At 60.1% G+C, this 22,014-nt stretch carries 22 protein-coding genes; 11 read left to right on the forward strand and 11 right to left on the reverse strand.

All coding sequences use genetic code 11. The features are described 5' to 3' along the window. Positions 1–3 precede the first annotated feature (3 nt). Genes FJ404_15780 through FJ404_15790 form a run of 3 tightly spaced genes read left to right on the forward strand, consistent with a single transcriptional unit; the run spans position 4 to position 3,677 of the window. Positions 4–570: a hypothetical protein gene (locus FJ404_15780; GenBank protein MBM3824321.1), complete on the forward strand. Its 567-nt coding sequence runs from the start codon at positions 4–6 to the stop codon at positions 568–570. Between the two features lie 3 nt (positions 571–573). After that, entirely contained in the window at positions 574–2,982 is a 2,409-nt protein-coding gene (locus FJ404_15785; GenBank protein MBM3824322.1) for a hypothetical protein, read from the forward strand. Next, complete coding sequence (locus FJ404_15790) at positions 2,967–3,677, forward strand: non-canonical purine NTP pyrophosphatase (protein ID MBM3824323.1); 711 nt, start codon at positions 2,967–2,969, stop codon at positions 3,675–3,677. Before FJ404_15785 ends, FJ404_15790 begins: the two co-directional genes overlap by 16 nt. A gap of 30 nt (positions 3,678–3,707) precedes the next feature. Here FJ404_15790 and FJ404_15795 read toward each other — a convergent pair whose 3' ends face one another. Next, on the reverse strand, positions 3,708–5,036 hold the full coding sequence (locus FJ404_15795) for a C-terminal binding protein (protein ID MBM3824324.1): 1,329 nt from the start codon (positions 5,034–5,036) through the stop codon (positions 3,708–3,710). A 16-nt stretch (positions 5,037–5,052) separates the two neighbouring features. Here FJ404_15795 and FJ404_15800 point away from each other — a divergent pair, with 16 nt between their 5' ends. Beyond that, entirely contained in the window at positions 5,053–5,472 is a 420-nt protein-coding gene (locus tag FJ404_15800) for an MEKHLA domain-containing protein (protein ID MBM3824325.1), read from the forward strand. Positions 5,473–5,490: 18 nt separating this feature from the next. On the opposite strand, the gene FJ404_15805 is transcribed toward FJ404_15800, so the two are convergent. Together FJ404_15805 and FJ404_15810 are read right to left on the reverse strand one after the other, a co-directional pair. After that, positions 5,491–6,030, reverse strand: a complete 540-nt coding sequence (locus FJ404_15805) for a hypothetical protein (protein MBM3824326.1) — start codon at positions 6,028–6,030, stop codon at positions 5,491–5,493. A gap of 30 nt (positions 6,031–6,060) precedes the next feature. Beyond that, positions 6,061–6,324 carry a hypothetical protein gene (locus tag FJ404_15810; GenBank protein ID MBM3824327.1) on the reverse strand — a complete coding sequence of 88 codons (264 nt, stop codon included), beginning with the start codon at positions 6,322–6,324 and terminating at the stop codon, positions 6,061–6,063. Between the two features lie 153 nt (positions 6,325–6,477). Here FJ404_15810 and FJ404_15815 point away from each other — a divergent pair, with 153 nt between their 5' ends. Beyond that, the gene (locus FJ404_15815) at positions 6,478–7,266 is read left to right on the forward strand and encodes a carbon-nitrogen family hydrolase (protein ID MBM3824328.1); all 789 of its coding nucleotides are present in this window, start codon (positions 6,478–6,480) and stop codon (positions 7,264–7,266) included. 47 nt (positions 7,267–7,313) lie between these two features. Here the strand turns inward: FJ404_15815 and tmk are convergent, their stop codons facing one another. The 4 genes from tmk to FJ404_15835 form a co-directional block, all read right to left on the reverse strand. Beyond that, positions 7,314–8,027: a dTMP kinase gene (gene tmk, locus FJ404_15820; protein MBM3824329.1), complete on the reverse strand. Its 714-nt coding sequence runs from the start codon at positions 8,025–8,027 to the stop codon at positions 7,314–7,316. After that, the gene (locus FJ404_15825) at positions 8,027–9,256 is read right to left on the reverse strand and encodes a DUF1573 domain-containing protein (GenBank protein ID MBM3824330.1); all 1,230 of its coding nucleotides are present in this window, start codon (positions 9,254–9,256) and stop codon (positions 8,027–8,029) included. Before FJ404_15825 ends, tmk begins: the two co-directional genes overlap by 1 nt. After that, a complete protein-coding gene (locus FJ404_15830) occupies positions 9,216–9,944 on the reverse strand; it encodes a response regulator transcription factor (protein MBM3824331.1) in 729 nt (242 codons plus the stop codon). Before FJ404_15830 ends, FJ404_15825 begins: the two co-directional genes overlap by 41 nt. A gap of 394 nt (positions 9,945–10,338) precedes the next feature. Continuing rightward, positions 10,339–11,355 carry a Voldacs domain-containing protein gene (locus FJ404_15835; GenBank protein ID MBM3824332.1) on the reverse strand — a complete coding sequence of 339 codons (1,017 nt, stop codon included), beginning with the start codon at positions 11,353–11,355 and terminating at the stop codon, positions 10,339–10,341. Positions 11,356–11,861: 506 nt separating this feature from the next. On the opposite strand from FJ404_15835, the gene FJ404_15840 reads away from it, so the two are divergent. From FJ404_15840 to FJ404_15850, 3 genes are read left to right on the forward strand one after another with little or no spacing between them, the layout of a single operon-like run. Continuing rightward, a complete protein-coding gene (locus FJ404_15840) occupies positions 11,862–13,220 on the forward strand; it encodes a hypothetical protein (GenBank protein ID MBM3824333.1) in 1,359 nt (452 codons plus the stop codon). Further along, the gene (locus FJ404_15845) at positions 13,220–13,921 is read left to right on the forward strand and encodes an FMN-binding protein (protein MBM3824334.1); all 702 of its coding nucleotides are present in this window, start codon (positions 13,220–13,222) and stop codon (positions 13,919–13,921) included. The genes FJ404_15840 and FJ404_15845 overlap by 1 nt, the downstream gene beginning before the upstream one ends. After that, complete coding sequence (locus tag FJ404_15850) at positions 13,764–14,855, forward strand: FAD:protein FMN transferase (protein MBM3824335.1); 1,092 nt, start codon at positions 13,764–13,766, stop codon at positions 14,853–14,855. Before FJ404_15845 ends, FJ404_15850 begins: the two co-directional genes overlap by 158 nt. Before the next feature lie 132 nt (positions 14,856–14,987). On the opposite strand, the gene FJ404_15855 is transcribed toward FJ404_15850, so the two are convergent. Genes FJ404_15855 through FJ404_15870 form a run of 4 tightly spaced genes read right to left on the reverse strand, consistent with a single transcriptional unit; the run spans position 14,988 to position 18,846 of the window. After that, complete coding sequence (locus FJ404_15855) at positions 14,988–16,091, reverse strand: ABC transporter ATP-binding protein (GenBank protein ID MBM3824336.1); 1,104 nt, start codon at positions 16,089–16,091, stop codon at positions 14,988–14,990. Further along, the gene (gene cysW, locus FJ404_15860) at positions 16,088–16,993 is read right to left on the reverse strand and encodes a sulfate ABC transporter permease subunit CysW (protein ID MBM3824337.1); all 906 of its coding nucleotides are present in this window, start codon (positions 16,991–16,993) and stop codon (positions 16,088–16,090) included. Before cysW ends, FJ404_15855 begins: the two co-directional genes overlap by 4 nt. A 4-nt stretch (positions 16,994–16,997) precedes the next feature. After that, a complete protein-coding gene (cysT, locus tag FJ404_15865; GenBank protein ID MBM3824338.1) occupies positions 16,998–17,828 on the reverse strand; it encodes a sulfate ABC transporter permease subunit CysT in 831 nt (276 codons plus the stop codon). Between the two features lie 7 nt (positions 17,829–17,835). After that, complete coding sequence (locus tag FJ404_15870) at positions 17,836–18,846, reverse strand: sulfate ABC transporter substrate-binding protein (GenBank protein MBM3824339.1); 1,011 nt, start codon at positions 18,844–18,846, stop codon at positions 17,836–17,838. A 172-nt stretch (positions 18,847–19,018) separates the two neighbouring features. On the opposite strand from FJ404_15870, the gene FJ404_15875 reads away from it, so the two are divergent. From FJ404_15875 to FJ404_15885, 3 genes are all read left to right on the forward strand, one after another. Then, positions 19,019–19,480 (forward strand): Rrf2 family transcriptional regulator, encoded by a 462-nt coding sequence (locus FJ404_15875; GenBank protein MBM3824340.1) that lies wholly within the window; start codon positions 19,019–19,021, stop codon positions 19,478–19,480. Between the two features lie 158 nt (positions 19,481–19,638). Next, on the forward strand, positions 19,639–20,595 hold the full coding sequence (locus tag FJ404_15880) for a shikimate dehydrogenase (protein MBM3824341.1): 957 nt from the start codon (positions 19,639–19,641) through the stop codon (positions 20,593–20,595). Further along, on the forward strand, positions 20,592–21,743 hold the full coding sequence (locus FJ404_15885) for a prepilin peptidase (protein ID MBM3824342.1): 1,152 nt from the start codon (positions 20,592–20,594) through the stop codon (positions 21,741–21,743). Before FJ404_15880 ends, FJ404_15885 begins: the two co-directional genes overlap by 4 nt. Positions 21,744–22,014: the final 271 nt, after the last annotated feature.

Here is a 22,014-nt window from a genome sequence, read left to right on the forward strand (position 1 = left end):
GACCTGAAGTGGGCGGGCGTGACCGGTTGCGAATCCTGCCATGGCGCGGGCAGCAAGCACGTGGCTGCGGGAGGCGGTCGGGGGAAGTTCATCCACAATCCGGGCAAGGATCCCGCGACGTGCTTCGAATGCCACCAGGATGTTCACGCGGCCTTCAAACTTCCGCAGCGGCATCCGGTGCTCGAAAAGCAGATGAATTGTGTGCAGTGCCACGATCCCCATGGTCCGGACATTCACCAGCCGAAGTTCGGGCTGGCCATGGCCCGTTTGAACCAACGGTGCGCGGATTGCCATCAAGATCAGGGCCGGCCTTTTGTGTATGAACATGAGGCGATGCGCGAAGGCTGCACCGTCTGCCATACTCCGCACGGTTCGATCAATGACAAGATGCTGACCGAGCGTGACATGAGCTTGTGCCTGAAATGCCACGCCCAGTTGCAGGACGGGGCCGGGGCCGTCCTGATCGGGAAGCTTGATCATTCGGCGTTCATCAAGAGGGGAACGTGCTGGAGCGCGGGGTGTCACACCGCGGTGCATGGATCGAATGTGAATCCCAAAATGCTTTATTGACCCATGAAATCCTACCTTCGCGGAGCGGTGGGTGCCGGACCTGGCATCGCGCTGGGATTGGTTTTGGCGATGGGGCTGCCCTTGGTAGCGTGGGGTGCGGATGCTTCCCCATTGCCGTCACCCGCTTCGGTGAAGATCGATTACGATCGCGACATTCGTCCATTGTTCGAGGCGAGTTGCTTCCGCTGCCATGGGCCGGAGAAACCCAAGAGCAAGTTCAGACTGGACGATCGCGCGGCCGCATTGAAGGGAGGCTCGTACGGCGTCGCGATCATCCCCGGGAACAGCGCGGAGAGCCCGCTCGTGCATGTGATCGCGAGACTGGATGAGGACAAGTCCATGCCTCCGGAAGGCAAGGGCGAGAAGTTGACGGCGGAACAAGTGGCGCTGGTGCGCGCTTGGATTGATCAGGGCGCCGTCTATTCCGGGAATGCTTCCGCTCAACCCGCGTTTCAGTATTCCATCGAGCCCGCATTGCAATGGGTGCATGTCGAAGGGAATGAAGGCAAGTTTCGCGAGCATGCCTGGATGGAAGAAGGCTGGGATGGCGGGATGCAGTCCCTGCGGCTGCGGGAGACGTATCAAAACGGGGTGAAGCTGGACGTGGAGGCGGAGTCCCGGTTTGCCTCGCCCCGGCACCGGGTTCAATTCAGCTTGGAAAAGGAGGATGTGGGTTTTCTGCGCGGCGGGATTCAGCAACTTCGAAAGTACTACAGCGATGCCGGGGGTTTTTCCGAGACCGGGGGCATTGCTCCGATGGCGCTTGGAGAAGATTGGCATCTCGATTCCGGGCGGGCATGGATCGAGTTGGGGTTAACCCTGCCGGACCTGCCGAGATTCGTGTTTGGATACGAGTACCGGTTTCGCGACGGGCGCAAGTCATCCCTTGCCTGGGGGCCGGTTTCAGCGGCCGGTGGCGACGCTTATTCCGTGTATCCCGCATCGCGGAAAATCGACGAGCAGACCCACATCGTCAGGTTCGAGATGAGTTACGACTGGGACGGTCTTCAGATCGACAATCGATTTCGCGCGGAATTCCTTGACTTGAACAACGAGAAAGTTTGGTCGGATTTCTTTCAAGTGGGGGACCCCGCGCCGCTGGGCATGACCCGAATCCGGGATCCGTATGAGCACACGCAGGCCGTGAATGCCTTCCGGCTCGAGAAGTGGATTCGAGAAGAGTGGATGGTATCCGGAGGTTACTACTTCAGCCGGCTTGACGGGGAGGCAGGCTTTTCCCAGGAAACCTTTCTTCCGAATGATCCCACCCAGCCGCCCTTTTTGGGATTGTCGAGCCGACAAATTGTCCTGGATCAAACCGCCCATGTCTTGAACGCCAATACCCAGCTGGGATCGTGGCAGGATTTGACCTTCACGGCCGGACTGCAGAGCGAATGGATGCGTCAGCATGGGATTGGCTCGGGATTGGACGGAGGAGGATTTCCGGTCACGATCGGCGGCAATATTGACCGGCAAGTGACGGAGGAAAGGTTGGGGCTGCGCTACACGGCGCTGCCGGCCACGGTGGTCTTCGCGGACAGCCGATTCCAGCAGGAACGGATTGGATCATTCGAGAGCGAGTTTTTTGACGATGGGGTGGACCTTGAAAGCGATTTCATGCGCGATACCGATGCACGCGATGACTTGAAGGAGTACCGGGCGGGCTTCGTGGTATCGCCTTGGACCCGGCTTTCCTGGCACAACAGCGTGCGCCATCGGCTCAAGCAGAACGATTACGACTTCCACACGGATGCGGATCGAGGGGTGTTGCCCGGGAACGGTTATCCTTCCGCGATCACCTCGCGGGACATTGCCACGGACGAGATCGAGTCCAAGCTCGTGGTGCATTGGGCGTCGCGGTTCAAGACCACGTTCAAGTATCAACTCGTGGCCACGGATTATCGCACCGTGCTGGCGCCCGTCACGGATCCGGCGACGGGGGTGGCAGGAGGAGGCGGGGGGTTGGCGGCGGGGAATTACGATGCCCACATTTACAGTGTGATGGCGAGCGCGACCCCGTGGAGGAGATTGCATTTGAGCTCGACGCTGGTTTTTTCCGAGTCCCGGCTCCGTCACGGTTTGGCCGGTCAGGCGGGACTTCCGGACTACCGCGGTGAAGCCTGGTCCGCGCTCGGAAGCGCGACCTTCGTCGTTTCGGAGAAGATGGATTGGACGGCGTCGTATTCATTTTCGAAGGCGGACTACGGCGAGGACAATTACGCCGATGGCTTTCCGCTGGGCATGGTGTATGACCGGCATGGGTTGCTCGTGGGTTTGAGTCAGAAGCTGGGCAAGCAGTGGACGGCCCGGCTGCAATATGGCTATTTCGAGTATCGCGAACCCCGCGCGGCCGGGCGTTACGACTACACTGCGCATGCCGTATTCGCTTCTCTGGCGTGGAATCTTCCGTAAAACGGGTTTGTTTTCTCGCCACCCGCAACGCGCACAAACTGCAGGAACTCGCTGCCTTGGTGGCGGGATCGGTGGTGTGGCGAGGGGTGGATGGCTTCGTGGGATTGCCTGAGGCGGAAGAGGCGGCGCCGACGTTTCAAGGCAACGCTGAAATCAAGGCTCGAAATGTGGCGCGCTGGCTCGCGCATCACCCGGAAGCATGGGCATCGGCCTTCACTCCCGGGGTCGATGCCACCAGGGTTTGGGTCATCGCCGACGACTCAGGTTTGGAGGTGGACGTGCTGGGCGGGGCGCCGGGCGTTCATTCGGCCCGATTCGCCTCGTTGGAGGAGGGAGGCAAGGGCAACTCGCGCGACAGCGACAACAACGCCAAGCTCCTCAGATTGCTGCGCGACGTGGACCCTCGCGATCGCGCGGCGAGATTTCGGTGCGTGCTCGTGGTCTTGCCCGTAGTGAAGACGCCCGCGGGCGGGTGGAAGATCCCGGAGCCACCCCGGACCTTTCATGGAGCATGCGAAGGGTTCATTCTTGATCAAGCTGCGGGTGCGGGTGGATTTGGCTACGATCCGCTGTTCCGTCCGGCCGGATACCATTTGACCTTCGCCGAGCTCGGGGAGAGCACGAAGAACCAGATCAGCCACCGCGCGCAAGCGGCGGCGCAGTTTCGAGCGTGGCTGGACCGCGGTGGAACTTGAGGATGGTTCGAAAACCAACCTTCGGGCGGTTCAAATTTTGGCGGGGTCGATGCCGTTGACGACATTGTCGAGCCGTTCGCCCACCACTGCTTGTCGGGCGATGCGGGCGGCGGTTTCCCGCATTTCGCGCTTGGCTTCGACACTGTAAAACGCGGCGTGACAGGTTGAAATCAAGTTTGGCGTGGAGGTCTCTTCCTTCGTTTTGAAGGGTTCGTCCTCCACCACGTCGAGTCCGGCCCCGGCGATGCGTCCCTGGCGCAAGGACTCCAGGATGGCGGTTTTCTTGATGATGCCTCCGCGAGCCGTGTTCACCACGTAGGCCGTCGGTTTGAGGAGCGCCAACTCCCGTTCTGCGATCAGGTGACGCGTTTCCTTGTTGAGGGGACAATGCAAAGAGAGCACGTCCGCCGCGGAGAGCAACGCGTCCAAGGTCCGGTGTCGCGCGATGCCCACCGCTTTGTGGACGCCATTCGGCAGGTAGGGATCATAAAAACAGGTCTTGAAGCCGAGCGCCTTGGCACGCAGGGCGACCGCCGTGCCGATGCGCCCCAAGCCCACGATGCCAAAGGTCAATTCGCGCAAGCGCCGTATTTTGGGCTCGACCTTGATGGCCCAGCCGAGTGCTTTGGCCTCGGCGTCCAGGGGGAACAACTGCCGGCAGAGCGCCAGGGCCAAGGCCATGGCGTGATCGGCGACTTCCTCCGTTCCATAGTCGGGGACATTGCACACCGCGATTCCGTATTTGGAGGCAGCCTCGACGTCCACACTGTCGTACCCCACTCCGATTCGGATGATGGCGCGGCAGCGGCGCAGCCTGGAAATGGAAGCTTCCGTGATCGGGATGTTGTGCCAGAGGAGGATGGCGCGCGCGTCGAGAATCTCCCCTTGGAAATCTTGATCTCCGTTGCAGAGGTAGGTCTTGACGTGGGCGGCACCGGCGATGATCGAGTTCTCGATCGACGCGGCGGGCTCGCTTACGGGTTGTAAGGTCCAATCAATGATGGCGACAAGGGGGAGCATAAGTCGGTTGAGTTCCTTATTGAAAAGCCTGATTCCGGCCTCGATGCAAGCGCGAACCACTCCCCCCGACTCCAATCGGTGCATCCCGATGTTGCCGGTGATGCAGGTAGGGCGCGTCCGTCCCGGCGCGCCGCCGGAGCATGATGTTTTGCATCCAGTGGGCGGCGGGCTGGGACAGGCCCGCCCTACCAACAACATCGGGATGCACGGGACTCCAATCGCATGCGGACCGGGAATGATCCACGGCCAAGGCTTGATCAGATCGCCAAATTCGGGATTGCTGGCGCCCGTGATGAACCCTGATGCACCGCGTCCATTCTGGGCCGCTCCCGAACTCATCCGCCATGTGCAGTTGATGGATGGGAGTCTGCTCCGGTGGACCGGGAGAAGGCTCGTGGCTGACGGCGGTGACGCGGAGGAACGGGCACGAAGGGTGTTCGAGGCCCCTTACGTGCTTGTGAGCCACGGTAATGAGACTGATCCCATTTTGAGTTACGCCAATGACCAGGCCCTCCGCCTTTGGGAGTTGAGTTGGGAAGAGATGAGAAGCATGCCTTCCCGCCTGACGGCGGAAGCTCCGAATCGGGCCGAACGCGCAAGGTTGCTGGAAAGGGTGACCCGCGACGGTTACATCGCCGATTACTCCGGGGTTCGGATCTCCAAATCCGGACGTCGTTTTCGAATTGAGCGGGCCACGGTCTGGAATCTGGTTGATGAAAAAGGATGTCCTGCGGGGCAAGCAGCAATGTTCGATCTCTGGACTCCTCTGGATTGACCCGAATCCGGAGCCGGGTCAGCCCGTGTTCGACAACGCCAGGTGGTGATTGGGACCGGAACGAGGGAGGAGGAGCAACCATTCTTGAGGCGGACGCGCCTCTTGCACCGCCAGCGGCCACTCCGCTTCCGTAAGAAAGTCGAGCGGAACAGGCGTGGGTTGCCGAGCCCCGGGGTTTCCCCAGCGGAGGCAATGGTGGGATGCAGCGAAGGTCGATTCCAACTTGGCGCGCGTGCCCGGAACGAAAACGTCGTGTGTCTCGATCAACAGCGTGGCATGCATCAGAGTTGCCTGATTCGCATGGGTGAAGAGCTCCGCTTCGAATCCCTCGCTATCGCTCAAGAAGAACGCGGGAGGAGCCCCGGCCAGACATTCGTTCAACCTGCGGGCGTCACAATAACTTTCGATCCTCAGGTTCGAGACGCCGTTGGCCGAGGCCATCTCATGGAGAGCGCGCCGAGCCCAGGGGTCCGTGTCAAAAGCCAGGACCTTGGATTCAGGATGCAGCCGCGCCAAGCCCACCGCATAGTAACCGAATTTGGCGCCGATATCGATCAAAAGCGGATATCGTCCGCGCTGCGCGAGGCTTCAGGCCTCGCTCAGTTCGCCTTCATAGACCCCCCGCAGGCAAGGGCCAATCTGTTCGGCGTGTGTCATCGGAGTGAGCCGCATTCCTGCGAACGGGCCGGACAGAACCCGGTCACCCAGATGCTCAATCAACTTGCGATTGACGTTCGGGCAGCCCCAAGACTCGAGCACGCGGTGCGAGTGAGCACGGGCGCGGGCCGAAAGCAAAGCCGTGGTCCAGCGGGGAGCCAGCCAGTTAAGCCACCGCTTGGCCATTGATTTCATGCGATCCCGAAGCCTTGCCGCGCGTCCATCGCGGGTCAAGAGACCTGATGATTCTCCGATGCCCGGCTGGGTCAGTTCCTGGCGGGCAAAATGCGAGATGGGGCCAATCGCTTTGAGTTGTCTTTTCCTTGAGGAAGCGGAGAGACTTCCGGCATGAACGCACTGTTGGCGCAGATGGATATCGTGTGGGAGGATCCTTCGGCCAATTTGGCCAAATTGGACCGCATGCTCGCGGAAGCCTCGCCCGGTCCGGACACGCTGGTGGTGATTCCTGAGATGGCGACCACCGGCTTTACGATGAATTTGGAGCCGTGCCGGAGAGGTTTCGAGCAAACCGTGACCGGGCTGAAGGAGCTTGCGGCCCGATATCGTTCCGGAATCCTGGCTGGAGTTGCGCGAGTGGACGAGGCGGGACAGGGGCGAAATCAGGCGTGGCTCGTCCGTCCCGACGGTATGATCGGGCCGATTTACAATAAATTGCACCCGTTCAGTTTGGGGGGAGAACCGGGGCCTTATCCCGCCGGGGATCAACTCGTCGGTTTCGAATGGGGCGGTTTCAAGGTGTCCCCGTTCATCTGCTACGACTTGCGATTTCCGGAAATCTTTCGTGCTGCGGCGCTGGGTTTGGGATCGGAACTCCTGGTGGTCATCGCCAGTTGGCCCATCAAGCGCGCCCAGCACTGGGTGACGCTATTGCAAGCCAGAGCGATCGAAAATCAAGCCTACGTCATTGGTGTGAACCGGTGCGGCACCGACCCCAATTTCACTTATCCGGGGCGTTCCATGGTCGTGGATCCCCATGGCGTGATTCTCGTCGATGCCTCGGATGTGGAAGGGACGGTCTCCGCGCGATTGGATCGCGCCCGGGTTGCTTCGTGGCGGGAACAGTTTCCGGCGCTGCGTGACGCGCGTCCCACATCCTCGATCCAAATCGCCAGGTAAACGTGAGCGTGCTTCGTGAGCCGAAGCGAGTTGAATCCAGGGTCCGTTCAGCAAGTGCTCGAAGTGGGGCGGACTTGGGGGACCGGCCATCCGGCGGCCACTCGCGCGTCGAGCAAGGCTTGCACGTGGGACCAGATCTGTCCGCGGACGAGCTTGGGATCGGCGGTGGAGGAAACCACACGAATCCGCTCAGGATGCTCCCGAGCCACCGCTTGAAATCCCTCCTCGACTCGAAGGAAGAATTGGCGGTCCTCTTCCTCAAGGCGGTCGCGAGGGGCATTTTCCCTGGAACGGCGAGCGAGCCGCCGCGATTCGCTCACTGCGATGGGGACGGTGAGCAGCAGGGTGAGTTCGGGCGTGAGCGTGCCGGTGGCCAATTCCACCACTTGTTGCACTCGATGAAGATCGAGCCCGCGACCGTAGCCTTGGTAAGCGACGGTTGAATCGACGAACCGGTCGCAGAGCACCACTTTACCTTCCTGCAACGCGGGGCGGATCACTTCGCGCACGAGTTGGGCGCGGCTGGCATTCATCAGGAGAAGCTCGGTTTCCGCCGTCATCGCGTGGTTGCGATGGCTGTGTTTGAGGGTGTGTCGAATCTCCTCGCCGATGGAAGTTCCCCCCGGCTCCCTCAGCGTCACCGGCGAATAGCCAAGCTCCCGCAGACGGTTGGCCAGCAATCGAATATGAGTCGACTTGCCGCAGCCTTCGGTTCCCTCGAGGGTGATGAAGAGCCCCGGATGCGCCAGATGGGCGGCCATTAAGGTGCGGTTCCCGCTGAAGTGGCCGCGGCCGTGGCCGGGAACTTTTTCAACAAGAAGTCCACGAGCGACTGAATTTGCTCGTCGGAGAGCGGACCCCCGTCTTTATGGGCGAACTGAGGCATTAAGCTGCCTTCCTTGCCCACCGTGATCCAATGATGCCAATAGGTCTTGTCGCGGGGAAACTTGATGGACGCGAGGTCGGGAACCATCGTCGCGCGATTGGGTCCTTCATGGCAGATAGAGCAGGCGGCGGTGAAAAGGGTTTCTCCCATCTGGCCTTTGGTGGGTTCGACGTGGCAAACAGCGCACTCCCCCTTGAAGACTTTTTGACGATCTTGGGCCGCCAGGGCGACATTGCGGGCGCGTTCGGCCGAGCGTTCCGAGTTGCTGCCAGGGAATTGAGACGCATCGCCATTGACGAGATGAGGAATATGAACCCGGGTGGTCAGCGTCTTGTAGCCTGCGGTGGTTTCGACCGTCACCGGTTTGCTCAACACACCCACTTTGCGACGCACGTCGACGTCGATGCCGAATTCCGAGTGTTGTCCGGGTTTGATCGTCCACGGCAGAGTCGGCATGTTCACGGTGGTGCATCCGCATGTGGTCCGGACCGCGGTGATCACGACGTTCGAGGAAGCGACGTTGGTGAAAGCGAAAACGAAATGGGCGTTGGTTTCGCCGGTCTTAATATGATGCTCCTGGGCGTCGGTCTTCCAAGCGAGAATCCCCTCGGGCATGGGAACGGTGACGGCGGGATTTGTCCCTGGCAAACCGGCAGGTTGGGCAACGGGCGTGGAAACTCCGGTGAACTGAGCGCTGGGATTGGCCAGCGGAGCCGGCGGGAAATCGAGCCCCGGCGCTCTTGGACCTGTAGGAACGGAAAGAGCATTGGGGATGTTGATGGGGCGGCCCAGCGGACGGACCGGACGTTCTCCCGCAAGCCGGGCCTTGGGAATCGGCGGCAGAGGGGGAAGGCTTTTTGTCGCGGTGGGGGATGACCCGCCCGACTCCTGGGCAACAAGGCCGGCGGGGGCCGGCGCTAACTGCCACAGAACAAGTCCGATGGCGATTTGCTGGACGAGCGAAAAACGAAACGTGACCGACATAGACCTAACTATACTGGGATTCGGTCCACTGACGAGCTCTTTTCGCTCGAGGAGGTTTAATCCTGAAAACGGCCATTCATCAGCATCTCGACGCTGCTGAATGGCCGTTTCCAGGTTCATGGTCGAATCGGAGGTGCTGATAATGTTTATGCGAAGTGCTGTCCAGAAAGTGCTGTACCGCCTCGAGGTGGGTGGTCACGCCCAGTTTTCGGTAAGTCTGGTGGATATGGGTGTTGACGGTGGCGGGAGTGATGCCGAGTTCGCTCGCGATTTCCTTGGCGGTCTGTTGTCGGATCAACCCGCATAAGACCTGATGTTCGCGGCTTGTGAGCGTTTCCAGGCCTGCCGCCTTCTCGGTGCCGGTGCGCAGGCAGTGAATCAACTGCTCGGTGGCCTCCGGGGATGCGCATTCGCTGCCGGCAAGAACTTTCTGAATCGCCGCGGCGCAATCCGACGTCTGCACCGGTTTCAGCAAATATCCGCTGGCTCCGTTGAGGAAGGCTTCGAGGATGGTTGAACCTTCGCTGCTGCCGGTCAACATGATGATCGGCAGGGTCGGATGCATTCCTCGAATGATCCGGGTGCATTCAATCCCGTTCATGCCCGGCATGCGGATGTCCATCAGAACCACGTCGGGCAATTCCGCTGGATCTCGAAGGCCCGCCAAGGCTTCAGGACCCGAACTGAAATGGACCGCCAAATGGAATCCACTCAAGCTGGAGAACCCCAACGCCAAAGCCTCCGCCACTGAAGCATCATCATCAACAAGGGCTATTTGGATTGGATCTAGGGCTGTACGGCTCTTCATAAGATGGAGAGATGTGAGTGTTAAGTCCTCCGTGCAGTCAGCGATGATAGTCAGATCTTCACAGATCTGTTTATGTTTCGCAAGTCTATCCTTTTGGCTTCATTCCATCCATTGCATATGCAGGTTGTCGGTGATGCGCGCGGCGCCGCCGGGGCGCGGCATTCACGCCGCATCAGGGCTTGTCTTCGAAGGGGCATGGCAATTTTAACGGGCATGGGTGCTGCCAGGGCTAAGGCATCCACCCATGGTGGGCCATGGGGCGGGAGGAGATCGCCGCGGCAGGTTGGCGCGAGCGGAAGCGCCGTGGACGGCGCACAGCGACAACTTGAGGATACACCGTGTCTATCCCTGCCCTCGCTGAATTCACGCGGTTTCCGCCGACGAGGTTCTCTGGCTAGAATGGGAACTCGAGTTCGTCAGAGCTGGCCCGGCGGCGCTTCTTGGGCGCCGAGCGACGAGGGGTCGTCCATCCGTTGAACCTCCGTTTGAAGTCTTCCAGATTCGTGCGACACTGGGCAAGTTCCCAGTCGATATCAGACTCGAAACGCCGATGGATGGCAGCTGACGGAAGGGTCACGGAGCATCCCCACGCAGGGTCTTGCCTGCACGACGCGAGTTCGCGTTTGAATTGGCGCAACTTGAACTTCAACTCCGCGGTGCGGCGAAGGAATTCCGAGATTGGAGTTTCGAGCAAAGGCTCGCCCGCGCTCTCCTTCACTTGTTCGAGAATCAACTCGAGCCGGGCCAGGTCCTCGTCTTGGTAAGCGGACTGGCATTGATGCCAGAGCCGCCGGTTGGCTTCGGAATCCTCGGCTCCGGAATCCGGATGCAGATGGCGAACGAGGGCGCGATAGATTTCCTTGATTCGGGTTCGATCCTTGGCGGACGGTGGTCGGAGCATCTCCACAAATTCGTTCAACATCTCCTCTAATGAAGGGGGTGCCCCCGGGTCCGCTCCCTCCGAGTCCTCATCCCAAGTCTCGTCACGCGGCGGTCCGTGGACCTTGGCATCCTTGTGCGGTGCTTCCTCAAACGGATCTGCGCCCTGGGGATTGTTCTGCCAATCCAGATGGATTTGATAGGCCTGGGCCATCGAGATGCGGCGATTTTGGGCGAGCGTTGAGACCTTGGTGAGGATGTGCTGAAGGGCGGTGAGCTCGCTTTGAATCTTGCGGAGTTCCTCCAGCTTCGGGCCGAACGTCAAACGGATCCATCGTTCGAACGCGGGGCGGTCCTCGTTTTCGAACTTCGCGAGAGCGATGGTGACCTTTTCGACCTCGGTCATGGCCTTGTCGTAGGCCTTGCGAACCTTGCGGCGAAGTTTTGAGGAATCCGTCAGGACCATCGGACCGACGGGATGCGAACCGCGACAGGTCTGCTGAGTTCGGGAGGGGCGTCCGCGTCGTTTCATGAATATCGCGAGCACCATCCCGAAATCGTCCCACGCACTCAAGATCAACGCGGTGTGGGCTGTCCTTGAATCACCGCCCTCCCATGGAGGCTAGCCTGGAAATTTCATGCTTGTTTCGCGACGGCGAGGCGGATGTAGGTTCCGCCAGGTCTTGGAGTGCGCCAGTCGTCTGGCGCTTTCCCAGCGTGGGAGAGCGAGGCGAAGGCTGCAAAACCAATCCTCAACCAGGCCCAGTTCGTGCAAAGTCCGCAGCGTTGCCCCGGCCAACGATGGCGGATTCTTAATCTTTGTTCATTCCCGTGTCATGGATGGGACTCAAGGGCAGCCCGGGACATCAGAGTGAATGGGGATGCGAAGCCCCGCGCAAACGAGCGATGGTTAATGACAAACGATCGCAAGCGTGATCGGACCTGGAGAGATCAGCATGAGCGCGTTCGTTGGCCCTGGTTTGGCGAATGACGTCGACCGCAAACTCCAGCGTCATGTTGAAGATGAAGCACAGAATCATGAAGATGAAGCAGAAGATCAAGCGGAGCGGATGCCTTTCCCTTGCTCTGGGTTTGGGATTGGGAAGTTCTGTTTGCGCGGCGGACGAGTCGGCGGCCATCGCCGAATTGCAACGGCAAATTCAGTCCCTGCAAAAGGAAGTGGAACGGCTGAAAGCTTCCGCTGCTGAATCCACACCGTCTGGCCGCGACGGAGGGGAGGGCGGGTCGGGTCAGGAGAATCTGCTCAGCAAGGGGTGGTTGAAATCGAAGGGCTTGACCTTCAGCTTTTATGGGGAATCGAAGTATCGCTTTCCTGAGTCAGGCGCGAACTCCTTCGATGCTCATCGGTACGTGCTTTCTCCCAGCTACGCGATCAACGACTGGCTCGTGTTCAATTCCGAGGTCGAAATCGAGCACGGCGGCGTGGATGAAAGCACCGGGCGCGGAAGCCGTTTCAACGGCGAGTTGGAGTTGGAACAGTTCTACGTCGATATCCTGATCCACGAGCGGTTCAACCTTCGCTCGTTGGGCATCGATCTTGTGCCGGTGGGCCGGTTCAACAAATACCACGAACCGACGCTCTTTTATTCCACCGAGCGTCCCGAACTCTATCGCGAGATCATTCCCACCACCTGGATGGAGCCCAGCCTGGGTGCGTTCGGGAAGATCACCGAGGGATTGAGCTATCAGGTTCAAGTCTCCACCGGACTGGAGGACAGCAGCAGTTCGGCGGCGGGAGCGGGGATTACTTCGGCGGGCGGTTTTCGCAGCGCGCGTCCCCGGCTGAGATTGGCGGATGAAAACCAACTGGCGTATTCCGGGCGGCTGCACTATCGCGGTGTTCCGGGACTCGACACCAGCGCGTCGATGTACTTCGCCCAGCCGCAAGCGGCGGGCGGCCAGCATGTCAACGTGGCATTATGGGACATCGAGGGGCTCTATCGTGTCCCGCGCACGGGGTTGGAACTGCGCGCGGATTTCGCTTACTGGCATATCGATGATCCGGAGAAGTTGCTGGCGAATCAGAACGCTTCGGGGATGGATGACGTGGGGACAAGGATGTATGGCTGGTATGTCGAGGCGGCTTATCATCTTTGGCCCGAAGCTTGGCGGCAAGGACGGGGGGAGCACATGGACCTGGTGCCTTTCATTCGCTATAGCCAGGTCGTGACTCAGTCCGGCCTCGTGGGGGCGGGACGGGAATCGGACGACGGCACGGCCAACAAAGATTTTCTCACCGCCGGAGTGTCTTACTTCCTCAACGAGCATTTCGTGGTCAAGGCGGACTGGCGGCGGAATTTCAATGGCTCGACGGTTTCCGCGGGATCCGCCGCGAGCCAGGATTACTTTCAGATCGGTGTCGGGATGTTTTTCTAATGCGAGCATTGAAGTCAAAGACGGAGTCCGTGCGGGTGCTGGCGACCGGCGCCAGTTGCATGCGAACCGCGCGAAGTGGCGTGACCCGACGCTGGGCCGGGCGGGCGATCTTGGCCGCGAGGGGATTATTCGGGTTGTGGTTGGGTTTGGCGGGCCTGACCTCGGCCTGGGGGGAGCGCTATCTATCGTTCTCCGAGGCGCAGCGGTTGTGTTTTCCCGAAGCGGATCGATTCGTCGAGAGTGTGGAACCCTATTCGCCCGGAGAGCGCTCGATGGTCGGCCAGAAGGCGGGTGTTCGTGTGGTGAACATGGGCAACCGCGTGGCCCGCGCTTTTCGCGGCACCAACGTGCTGGGGGTGGTGGTGCTCGATCAGGTTCTGGGCAAGCACGAATTGATCGACTACGCGGTGGCGCTGACCCCGTCGGGCGAGGTGCGTCAAATCGAAGTGCTCGAGTACCGGGAAAGCCACGGCAGCGAAATTCGCGGGGCCAAGTGGCGTGGCCAGTTTCAGGGCAAGAACGCGGAAGCCAAATTGAAGCTTCATGAAGACATTTACAATCTCAGCGGAGCGACCATCTCGTGCCGACAAGTCACGGCGGGGGTTCGGCGGGTTTTGGCTTCTTACGAGCTCGTGCTTCGTTCTCGCTTTGGCTGGATGGGCGGCGGGCTGCCGGATTCCCCCCGAGCCTCGATCCCCTGAAGTTGTTCGAAGAAGCCGTCCGCTGCTCGGTACTTTTGTCACGATGACCGCGTGGGGACTCCCCTCGCAACAGCTTCAGGAGGCCATGACGGAGGCCTTCGCCGAGTTCGAGAAGACCGACTGGCTCATGAGCAATCATCGACCGGAGAGCGAACTCAATCGATTCAATCGAGCGAGCGCCGATGAGGATTTCCCATTGTCCCCGGACCTCTTCGAGGTGCTGCGAACGGCGTCAAGCATTTCCAGGCAAACCAAGGGCGCATTCGATGTGACCGTCCAGCCCTTGACGCAGTTGTGGGGGTTCATTTGGAAGGAGCACCGTTTTCCCCGGACGGATGAACTCGCGTCTGTCCTGCCGAGAGTGGGGTACACCCACTTGGTTTTGGATGAAGAGAGGCGCGTGGCGCGAAAGCGTCGTCCGGATCTGGCCTTCGACTTGGGAGGCATTGCCAAGGGATGGGCTGTGGACCGGGCACTCGACCGGCTTCGCGCGAAGGGTGTTCGGCATGCCATGGTCAAGGCTGGGGGAGATTTGCGGGTGATGGGCGAGGCGCCTGGGGGAGGGCATTGGATCGTGCAACTCGAGGACCCGGAGAAGGGCGGGCGACGGGTCGAGGTGCGTTTGCGGGATGCGGCGCTTTCGACCTCGGGCGATTACGAGAACTTCTTCGTGCATGAGGGGCGCCGTTACAGCCACATCCTGGATCCGCGCACGGGAATTCCTGTGCGCGGCGTGGCTTCCTGCACGGTCGTCGCGCCGACCTGCGTTGAAAGTGACGCGTGGGCGACGGCCTGCTTTGTTTATGGTGTTCGGGAGAGCTTGAAGGATTTTGGCGGTCGATTTTCCATCCGCTTCATGCTAGCGTCCGAGAAAGTCGAGCCGGGCTCCGGGCCGGGACGTGTCATGGAGACGCCTGGGTTTCCCTACCGTTAGTTCATCGGCTCATGCGCATCCCCAAAGCGGCAGAGGGCTACCGCAGTCCAAGACGCTTCGCGACGGCGAGGCGGTTGGCTTGAACCTTTGAACGCGGTCGAATCCCGGTCGGCGGAGTTGGATCGGTTGGCTCTAGATGTTTTCGCCCAGGGAGATGGGGGCTTCATGCACGGCGGAGACTTCGGGGGAAAGATGACCGCCGTCGGAGGCCAGGACGCGGTATTGTTTGATCTGGAACGAGACCTCCATGCCGTCGGACAAACCGAGGATGGAGTATTCTTCCTTGGTCAAGCGGGCTCTCACGATGAGGCCCGAGGGCAGTTCGAGTTCCACCCGCAAGAGGATGCCGAGGAAAAAAGTCCGCCGCAAGGTGGCTGGGTACCGATAGTGAGCGAGGTCGCGCGAGATTTGCACCGCGTAGGGCCGGAAACCGACGCGCATTTTTTGTCCCTCACCGAGTCCGTGCGGCGGAAATTCCAGTTCATTCAGGCGGGCACGTCCTTGTTGGACTTCGAGTTCGAGGATGTTCATGACCCCGATGAATCGCGCCACAAACTCATTGGCGGGTTGTTCGTAAACCTCGCGAGGGGTGCCCACTTGCTCGAGACGTCCCCGGGAGAAAATCACGATCCGATTCGACACTTCGAGCGCCTCTTCCTGGTCATGCGTGACAAAGAGGGTGGTCACATTGAACTCGTGATGCAGCGTAACCAGCCATTCGCGGAGTTCCTGGCGAATCTTCGCGTCCACGGCTCCAAAAGGCTCATCAAGGAGAAGGACGGAGGGTTTAGGCGCGAGAGCGCGAGCGATGGCGACGCGCTGGCGCTGACCGCCGGAGAGTTGGTGGGGCAGACGACGTTCGAGCCCTTTGAGGCTGAATTGACCGATCAGTTCCTCCACCCGCGCCTCGATTTGCGGCCGTTTCCACCGTTTGACTTTGAGGCCGAAGGCAATGTTGTCGGCCACGGTCATGCTTTTGAACAACGCGTAGCTTTGGAAGACGAAGCCGATGTTGCGTTGTTGCACGGGAACATCGTTCATCCGCTGACCCTTGACGAGGATGTCGCCCTCGGTGGGAAGTTCGAGTCCGGCAATCATTCGCAACACGGTGGTTTTCCCGCCACCGCTCGGTCCGAGCAAGCCCACGAGTTCCCCTTGCCCCACCGAAAAGTTCACGTTTTCCACGGCGACGACACCGCCGAATCTTTTTGAAATGTTCCGAATTTCGATGCTCATGAGAGGCCTGTGGGGGCTGGGGCTCTGGTGCTCACACGCTCCTCGCGGGCGGCTTTCCATTCCAGCGCGGTCTTGAGGGCCAGGGTGACCAGGGCGAGGAGGGCGAGCAGGCTGGCGACGGCGAAGGCGCCGGCGGCGTTGTACTCGTTGTAGAGCTTTTCGACCCGCAATGGCATGGTATCGGTCAAGCCGGTGATGCTGCCGGAAACCACGGACACGGCGCCGAATTCGCCCATGGCACGCGCATTGCAAAGAATGATTCCGTAGATCAGGCCCCACTTCACCGAGGGAAGGGTGATATGCCAGAAGGTTTGCCAGGGACTGGCGCCGAGGGTGAGGGCGGCCTGTTCCTGATCTGATCCGGCCGCTTGCATGATCGGAATCAGCTCCCGGGCCACGAAGGGAAACGTAACGAAGACGGTCGCGAACACGATGCCGGGAACCGCGAAGATCACCGCCCAGCCGCGTTCCTCCAACCATTCCCCGAAATATCCTTGCAGGCTGAACAACAGGATGAACATCAGGCCCGAAACCACAGGGGAGATGGAGAAGGGGAGATCGATGAGGGTGGTGAGGAGCGATTTGCCGCGAAACTCGAATTTGGCGATCGCCCATGCCGCGCTCAGTCCGAAGAGGGTGTTCACCGGAATGACGATGAGCGCGGTGATCAGGGTGAGGCGGATGGACGCGGTGGAGTCGGGATGAGCGAGAGAGTCCCAGTAAAACTGCCAGCCTTTGGACAGTGCTTGAGCGAACACGTTGATCAAAGGGAGGAGGAGGAAGACGAGGGAGAACGCGAGCGCCACGCCGATCAAGATCCAGCGCACCCACACAGGCTCCTCCATGCTCCGGCGGGAGGGGGAGTGACCGGCACGAGCGGATCGAGTGGGGGCGGAGGACATGGGCTCAGTTTTGGAATCGTCCCGCCCAGTTCTCGAGCGCGTTGATGACCCAGAGCAGCAGGAAGGAGATGATCATCAACACCAGGGCCAGGGCGACGGCGCCGTGATAATTATATTCTTCCAGCCGCATGACGATCAGGGCGGGAGCGATCTCAGTTCGATAAGGCATGTTGCCGGAAATAAACACGACGGACCCGTACTCGCCGACGGCGCGGGCGAAAGACAGAGCGAACCCGGTGAGCAGCGGCGGGAACAGCGACGGAGCCACGACCTGGACCAAGGTCCGCAGGCGCCCCGCCCCCAAAGTGGCCGCCGATTCCTCGACTTCGGTCTCGAGGTTTTCCAGGACCGGCTGGAGGGTACGCACGACGAATGGCATCCCGACGAAAGTGAGCACGAGCACCACGCCGAGAGGGGTGTAAGCTCCCTGGATTCCCGCCGGCACCAGGAATTTTCCAAGCCAGCCGGTTTGCGAAAAAAGGTCTGCCATCGTCAGTCCCGCCACCGCCGTGGGCAGGGCAAAAGGGAAATCCACCAGCGCGTCAATGAAGCGACGTCCGGGAAACTGGTAGCGGACCAGCACCCAGGCCAGCAGGGCACCGAAAGTGGCGTTGATGGCGGCCGCCACGAGGGAGGCTCCGAAGGTCAGCCGGTAAGCCGCCAGCGCGCGATCCGTGGTGGCGAGTCGCCAGAATTCGCTCCAGGACAAATCCAAAGCGCGCAAGAGAAGCCCGCCAATGGGAATCATCACCACCAGCGTCAGCATCGAAAGGGTAATCCCGAGCGAAAGACCGAACCCCGGCAGTGCGTTGAAGCGTTTTTCCTTGGCCTTCATGCGAGGATTAGCGTCCCAAAAAATACATGCGATCGAAAACTCCGTCCTCGCCGAAGTGTTTGGCACTCGCTTCCATCCAATGGCCGAAATACTCCTCCAACGGGAAAAGCCGAAGCTGGGGAAATCGATCCGCGTATCGCTGCCGCACGGTTTCGGAGGTGGGCCGGAAATGATGTTGAGCACCGATTTCCTGGGCGGTTTCGGAATAGAGGAACTCGAGGTAGGCTCGAGCCGCCATTTCCGTGCCACGGCGTTTCACCACTTTGTCCACCACCGAAACCGGAGGTTCGGCGAGAATGCTCATGGAGGGAATCACGATCGCGCAGGACTCGGTGCCGGATTCCTTCAAGGCGAGCATGGCTTCACTTTCCCAGGTGATCAGCACGTCGCCTAGTCCGCGTTTGAGGAACGTGGTGGTGGCTCCTCGCGCACCGGCGTCCAGCACCGGAACGTTGCGATAGAGCCTGGAGATGAACTCCCTGGCCTTGCCCTCATTGCGTCCGTGCTTTTCGAGCGCGTAACCGTAGGCGGCGAGGTAATTCCAGCGGGCCCCTCCGGAGGTTTTGGGGTTGGGAGTGATCACGGCGACGTCCGGCCGCACCAAGTCGTCCCAATCCTTGATGGACTTCGGGTTTCCGGGTCGCACGAGAAACACGATGGTGGAAGTGAACGGACTGCTGCGATGAGGAAGGCGGGATTGCCAGTTGGTGGCGAGTCGTTTTCCGTGAATGGCGAGGACGTCGATATCGTGTCCGAGCGCAAGCGTCACGACGTCGGCGGGAAGGCCGTCCATGACACTGCGGGTTTGTTTGCCGGAGCCCCCGTGCGATTGGCGAATGACGATATCCTGGCCGTGCTGAGTCTTCCAAACCTTGGCAAACTCCGCGTTGATTTCGCGATACATCTCGCGCGTGGGATCGAACGAAACATTGAGAAGGATGACCTCCGGCTGAGCGATCGTGGTGAGCCCGGCCCAAACCGGAAAAACGAACCCTAAAAGCCATCCATAACCTCGAATTCCAAGAACCGAGGACAAGACGGATTGAATGCGATGTTGGAACGGCAATCTGTGCTCAACAGTAAATTTATTTCTCACTAAGTCAATCAAGATTTAATTAGATGAAGTTTAGCATGTTACACCTTTAGCGATTAATCTTGATCAATTGAGTCATAAATCAAAAACTATCCCTGTGAAATTGACGGTGCGTGGTGAATATGTGTTGAGGTCGTTGGTGGTCCTGGGGGTGAACCACGGAAGAGGAGTGATCCAGGTGGGTCAGATTGCGCGGCAGCAGAACATTCCCAAGCGTTTTCTCGAACAGATCCTGAACGATCTCAAGGAAGCGGGAGTGGTGGAAAGTCGGCGCGGAGCGCGCGGGGGATATCACCTGGCGAGGCCTCCCGAGAAAATCTCCCTCGTTGAAGTCATCCGTTTGATCGACGGTCCACTGGCTCCCGTGAGTTGCGTCAGTGAAAAATTCTACGAGCGTTGTTCGTGTCCGGATGAATCGCGTTGCGGGATCCGTTCGATCATGAAGGAAGTGCGGGACGCGATCCTGACCATTTTGGGGAAGCTCACGGTGGCGGACCTCTGCGATCGAGTGCGTCAGTTGCAAGGCCAGCACGAGAATCCCTTCGACTATGTGATCTGACCGGTCCTCAACCCTCGATTCGAAGGATCTGGCGGAAAGGAAAAGGTTCTCCCGGACCCGCGAAGGCTCGGATCCGCGGTGCGAGCATGGTCAACGACGCCACGGGAAATGAGTGATCGGTTGCCTATGGGGGGAAGAGGTCTGTATATTCCGCGCCGATGGCAGGGCTTATTCTGGAACGGACGGAGGATGACCTTACCGCGAAGACTCGAATCTGCGCGGTGTACGGTCATCCCATACACCACTCCGCATCGCCTCCGATGCAGAATGCCGGGATGCGGCATTTGGGGCTGCCCTGGCGCTATGCGGCTTTCGACGTGCGGCCGGAGGACCTTCGCCAAGCCCTGGAGGGTGCCACGGCCATGCGTTTTGCGGGGATCAATCTCACGGTGCCTCACAAGCTGCTGGCCATGGACATGGTGGACGTCCTTGACGAAACGGCACGGGAATGGGGGGCGGTCAACACGGTGGTTTTTGAAGGGCGGGACGAGAACGGCGTTTGGCGTCCGCTCGGGTTGATGGAGCCTGGTTCGACTCGAGACGTGCGGCGGGTGGGGCATAACACCGACGCGGATGCCATTGAGCGTGCCATTCGAGAGGCCTTCGCGCTGCGATGTTTGGAGGGGCTTTCGGTGCTTCTGCTGGGAGCGGGCGGGGCAGCGAGGGCGGCGGCGTTGCGACTGGCGCGGGAACGGTTGGCTTCGATCCATTTGATCAATCGCACCCGGGAGAAGGCTGAAACGCTCGCGGCGGAGATTCGCGAAAGGCATCCCGAAACCGAGGTGCGGACCGATTATCCTTCCGGGTCGGTGGACCTTCTGATCAATGGAACATCCCTGGGATTGAAGGAGGCGGATGGATTGCCGTTCGATGGCGGGTGTTTTGAATTGAGGCGCGCGGTCCGGGTGTACGACATGATGTATCGTCCTCCGGAAACCCGGCTTTTGCGGGAAGCGAAGTTGGCGGGATGCGAGGTGTCGAACGGCCTGGGCATGCTGCTTTATCAGGGAGCGAGGGCTTTGGAACTGTGGACTGGGCGCACCGCTCCTGTGGACGTGATGGGTGAAGCGTTGCGCCGGGCGGTTTTGCCTGCGGGGAAGGCCTTGGCTCCATGACTCCGTATTATCCGCTGCCTTTTCATTTCGTGACCGGGGTGTTTTTCATCTTCGGCAGCATGGTGGGGAGTTTCCTCAACGTGTGCATCCACCGGATGCCGCGCGGCGAGAGCGTGGTGCGGCCGCGGTCGCGTTGTCCTCATTGCGGATACAGCATTCCGTGGGCGCTCAATGTCCCGCTGGTGACCTGGCTGTTTTTGCGGGGCCGCTGTCGCAGTTGCCAGGAGCCGATCGCCGCGCGTTACTTTCTGGTCGAGTTGTTGACGGCGATGATGTTTGCCGTGTGCTGGATACGGTTTGGTTCGGTTTCCATCGGGCTGCCGGTCGTGATGGCGTTGTTGATCGCGGCGTTCATCGTCGCGACGTTCATCGATTTGGAGCATTACATCATCCCGGACGAGATTACGCTGGGGGGTGTCATTGCCGGCTTGTTTTTTTCTTTTTGGGTGCCTGCGATGCACCAAGCCGAGACGGCCGCGGAAGCGATGAAGCGATCGTTCCTGGGCGCGGCGGTTGGGGCGGGGGTGGTGTACGCGATGTTGCGGCTGGGCAAACTGTTGTTTGGACGGCAGCGCATCACCTTGCCCGCTGCTTCCAAACTTGTCTTCACCGAGACCGAGCTTGTGCTCCCGGATCAGCGGGTGCCTTTCGAGGACATTTTCTACCGGAAGTCGGACACGGTTGTGCTGCGGGCGGCGAAGTTGGATCTGCCGGACCGGTGTTACCGCGATGTGGAAGTGAGGCTCTCGCCCGAACGATTGCGCATTGGCGAGGAAGAGCTCCTGCCTGAATCCGTGCCTCACATGGAAGCGGAGACCACTCAATTGGTGCTGCCCCGGGAGGCGATGGGTTTGGGGGATGTGAAGTTCATGGGCGCGATCGGGGCCTTTCTCGGGTGGCAAGCCACCTTGTTCTCGCTGATGTTTAGTGCTCTCTTCGGATCTCTGGTGGGGGTGACGGCGATCGTGTGCGGCCGAAGGGACTGGTCGAGCCGGATTCCCTATGGTCCTTATATTGCCGCCGCGGCGGTGGCTTGGATCTTTCTTCCGGTTCGATTTCAGGGTCATTGGAACGATTACTTGGATATTGTGGCCTACGTGATGAGGCAACTCTTCTGGCCGGGTTCGCTGCCCGGGGGAAGAGGATGACCCTAGTCCGAATATTTCATGCACGGGACGCCCGGTGAGGACACCGGGCCTACAAACAGGGAGGCAGTCGCGATGGTAGGCCGCGTGCCCTCACGCGGCGTACTGTCGCGGATTCAAGCTCAGCATGAAATATCCGGGCTAGCCCTAATGCCTTTCGGAAATTCTTATTCACTAGGCAAAATGTGCCTTGTACTTTTTCACAAGCTGAGTATTTACGCTGGGGATGCAAAAAGCATCTTCTGGCGGACAGCGCAGGAAACGTTCTCCGCGA

The sequence above is a fragment of the Verrucomicrobiota bacterium genome (genome assembly GCA_016871495.1).
Taxonomy (GTDB): domain Bacteria; phylum Verrucomicrobiota; class Verrucomicrobiia; order Limisphaerales; family VHDF01; genus VHDF01.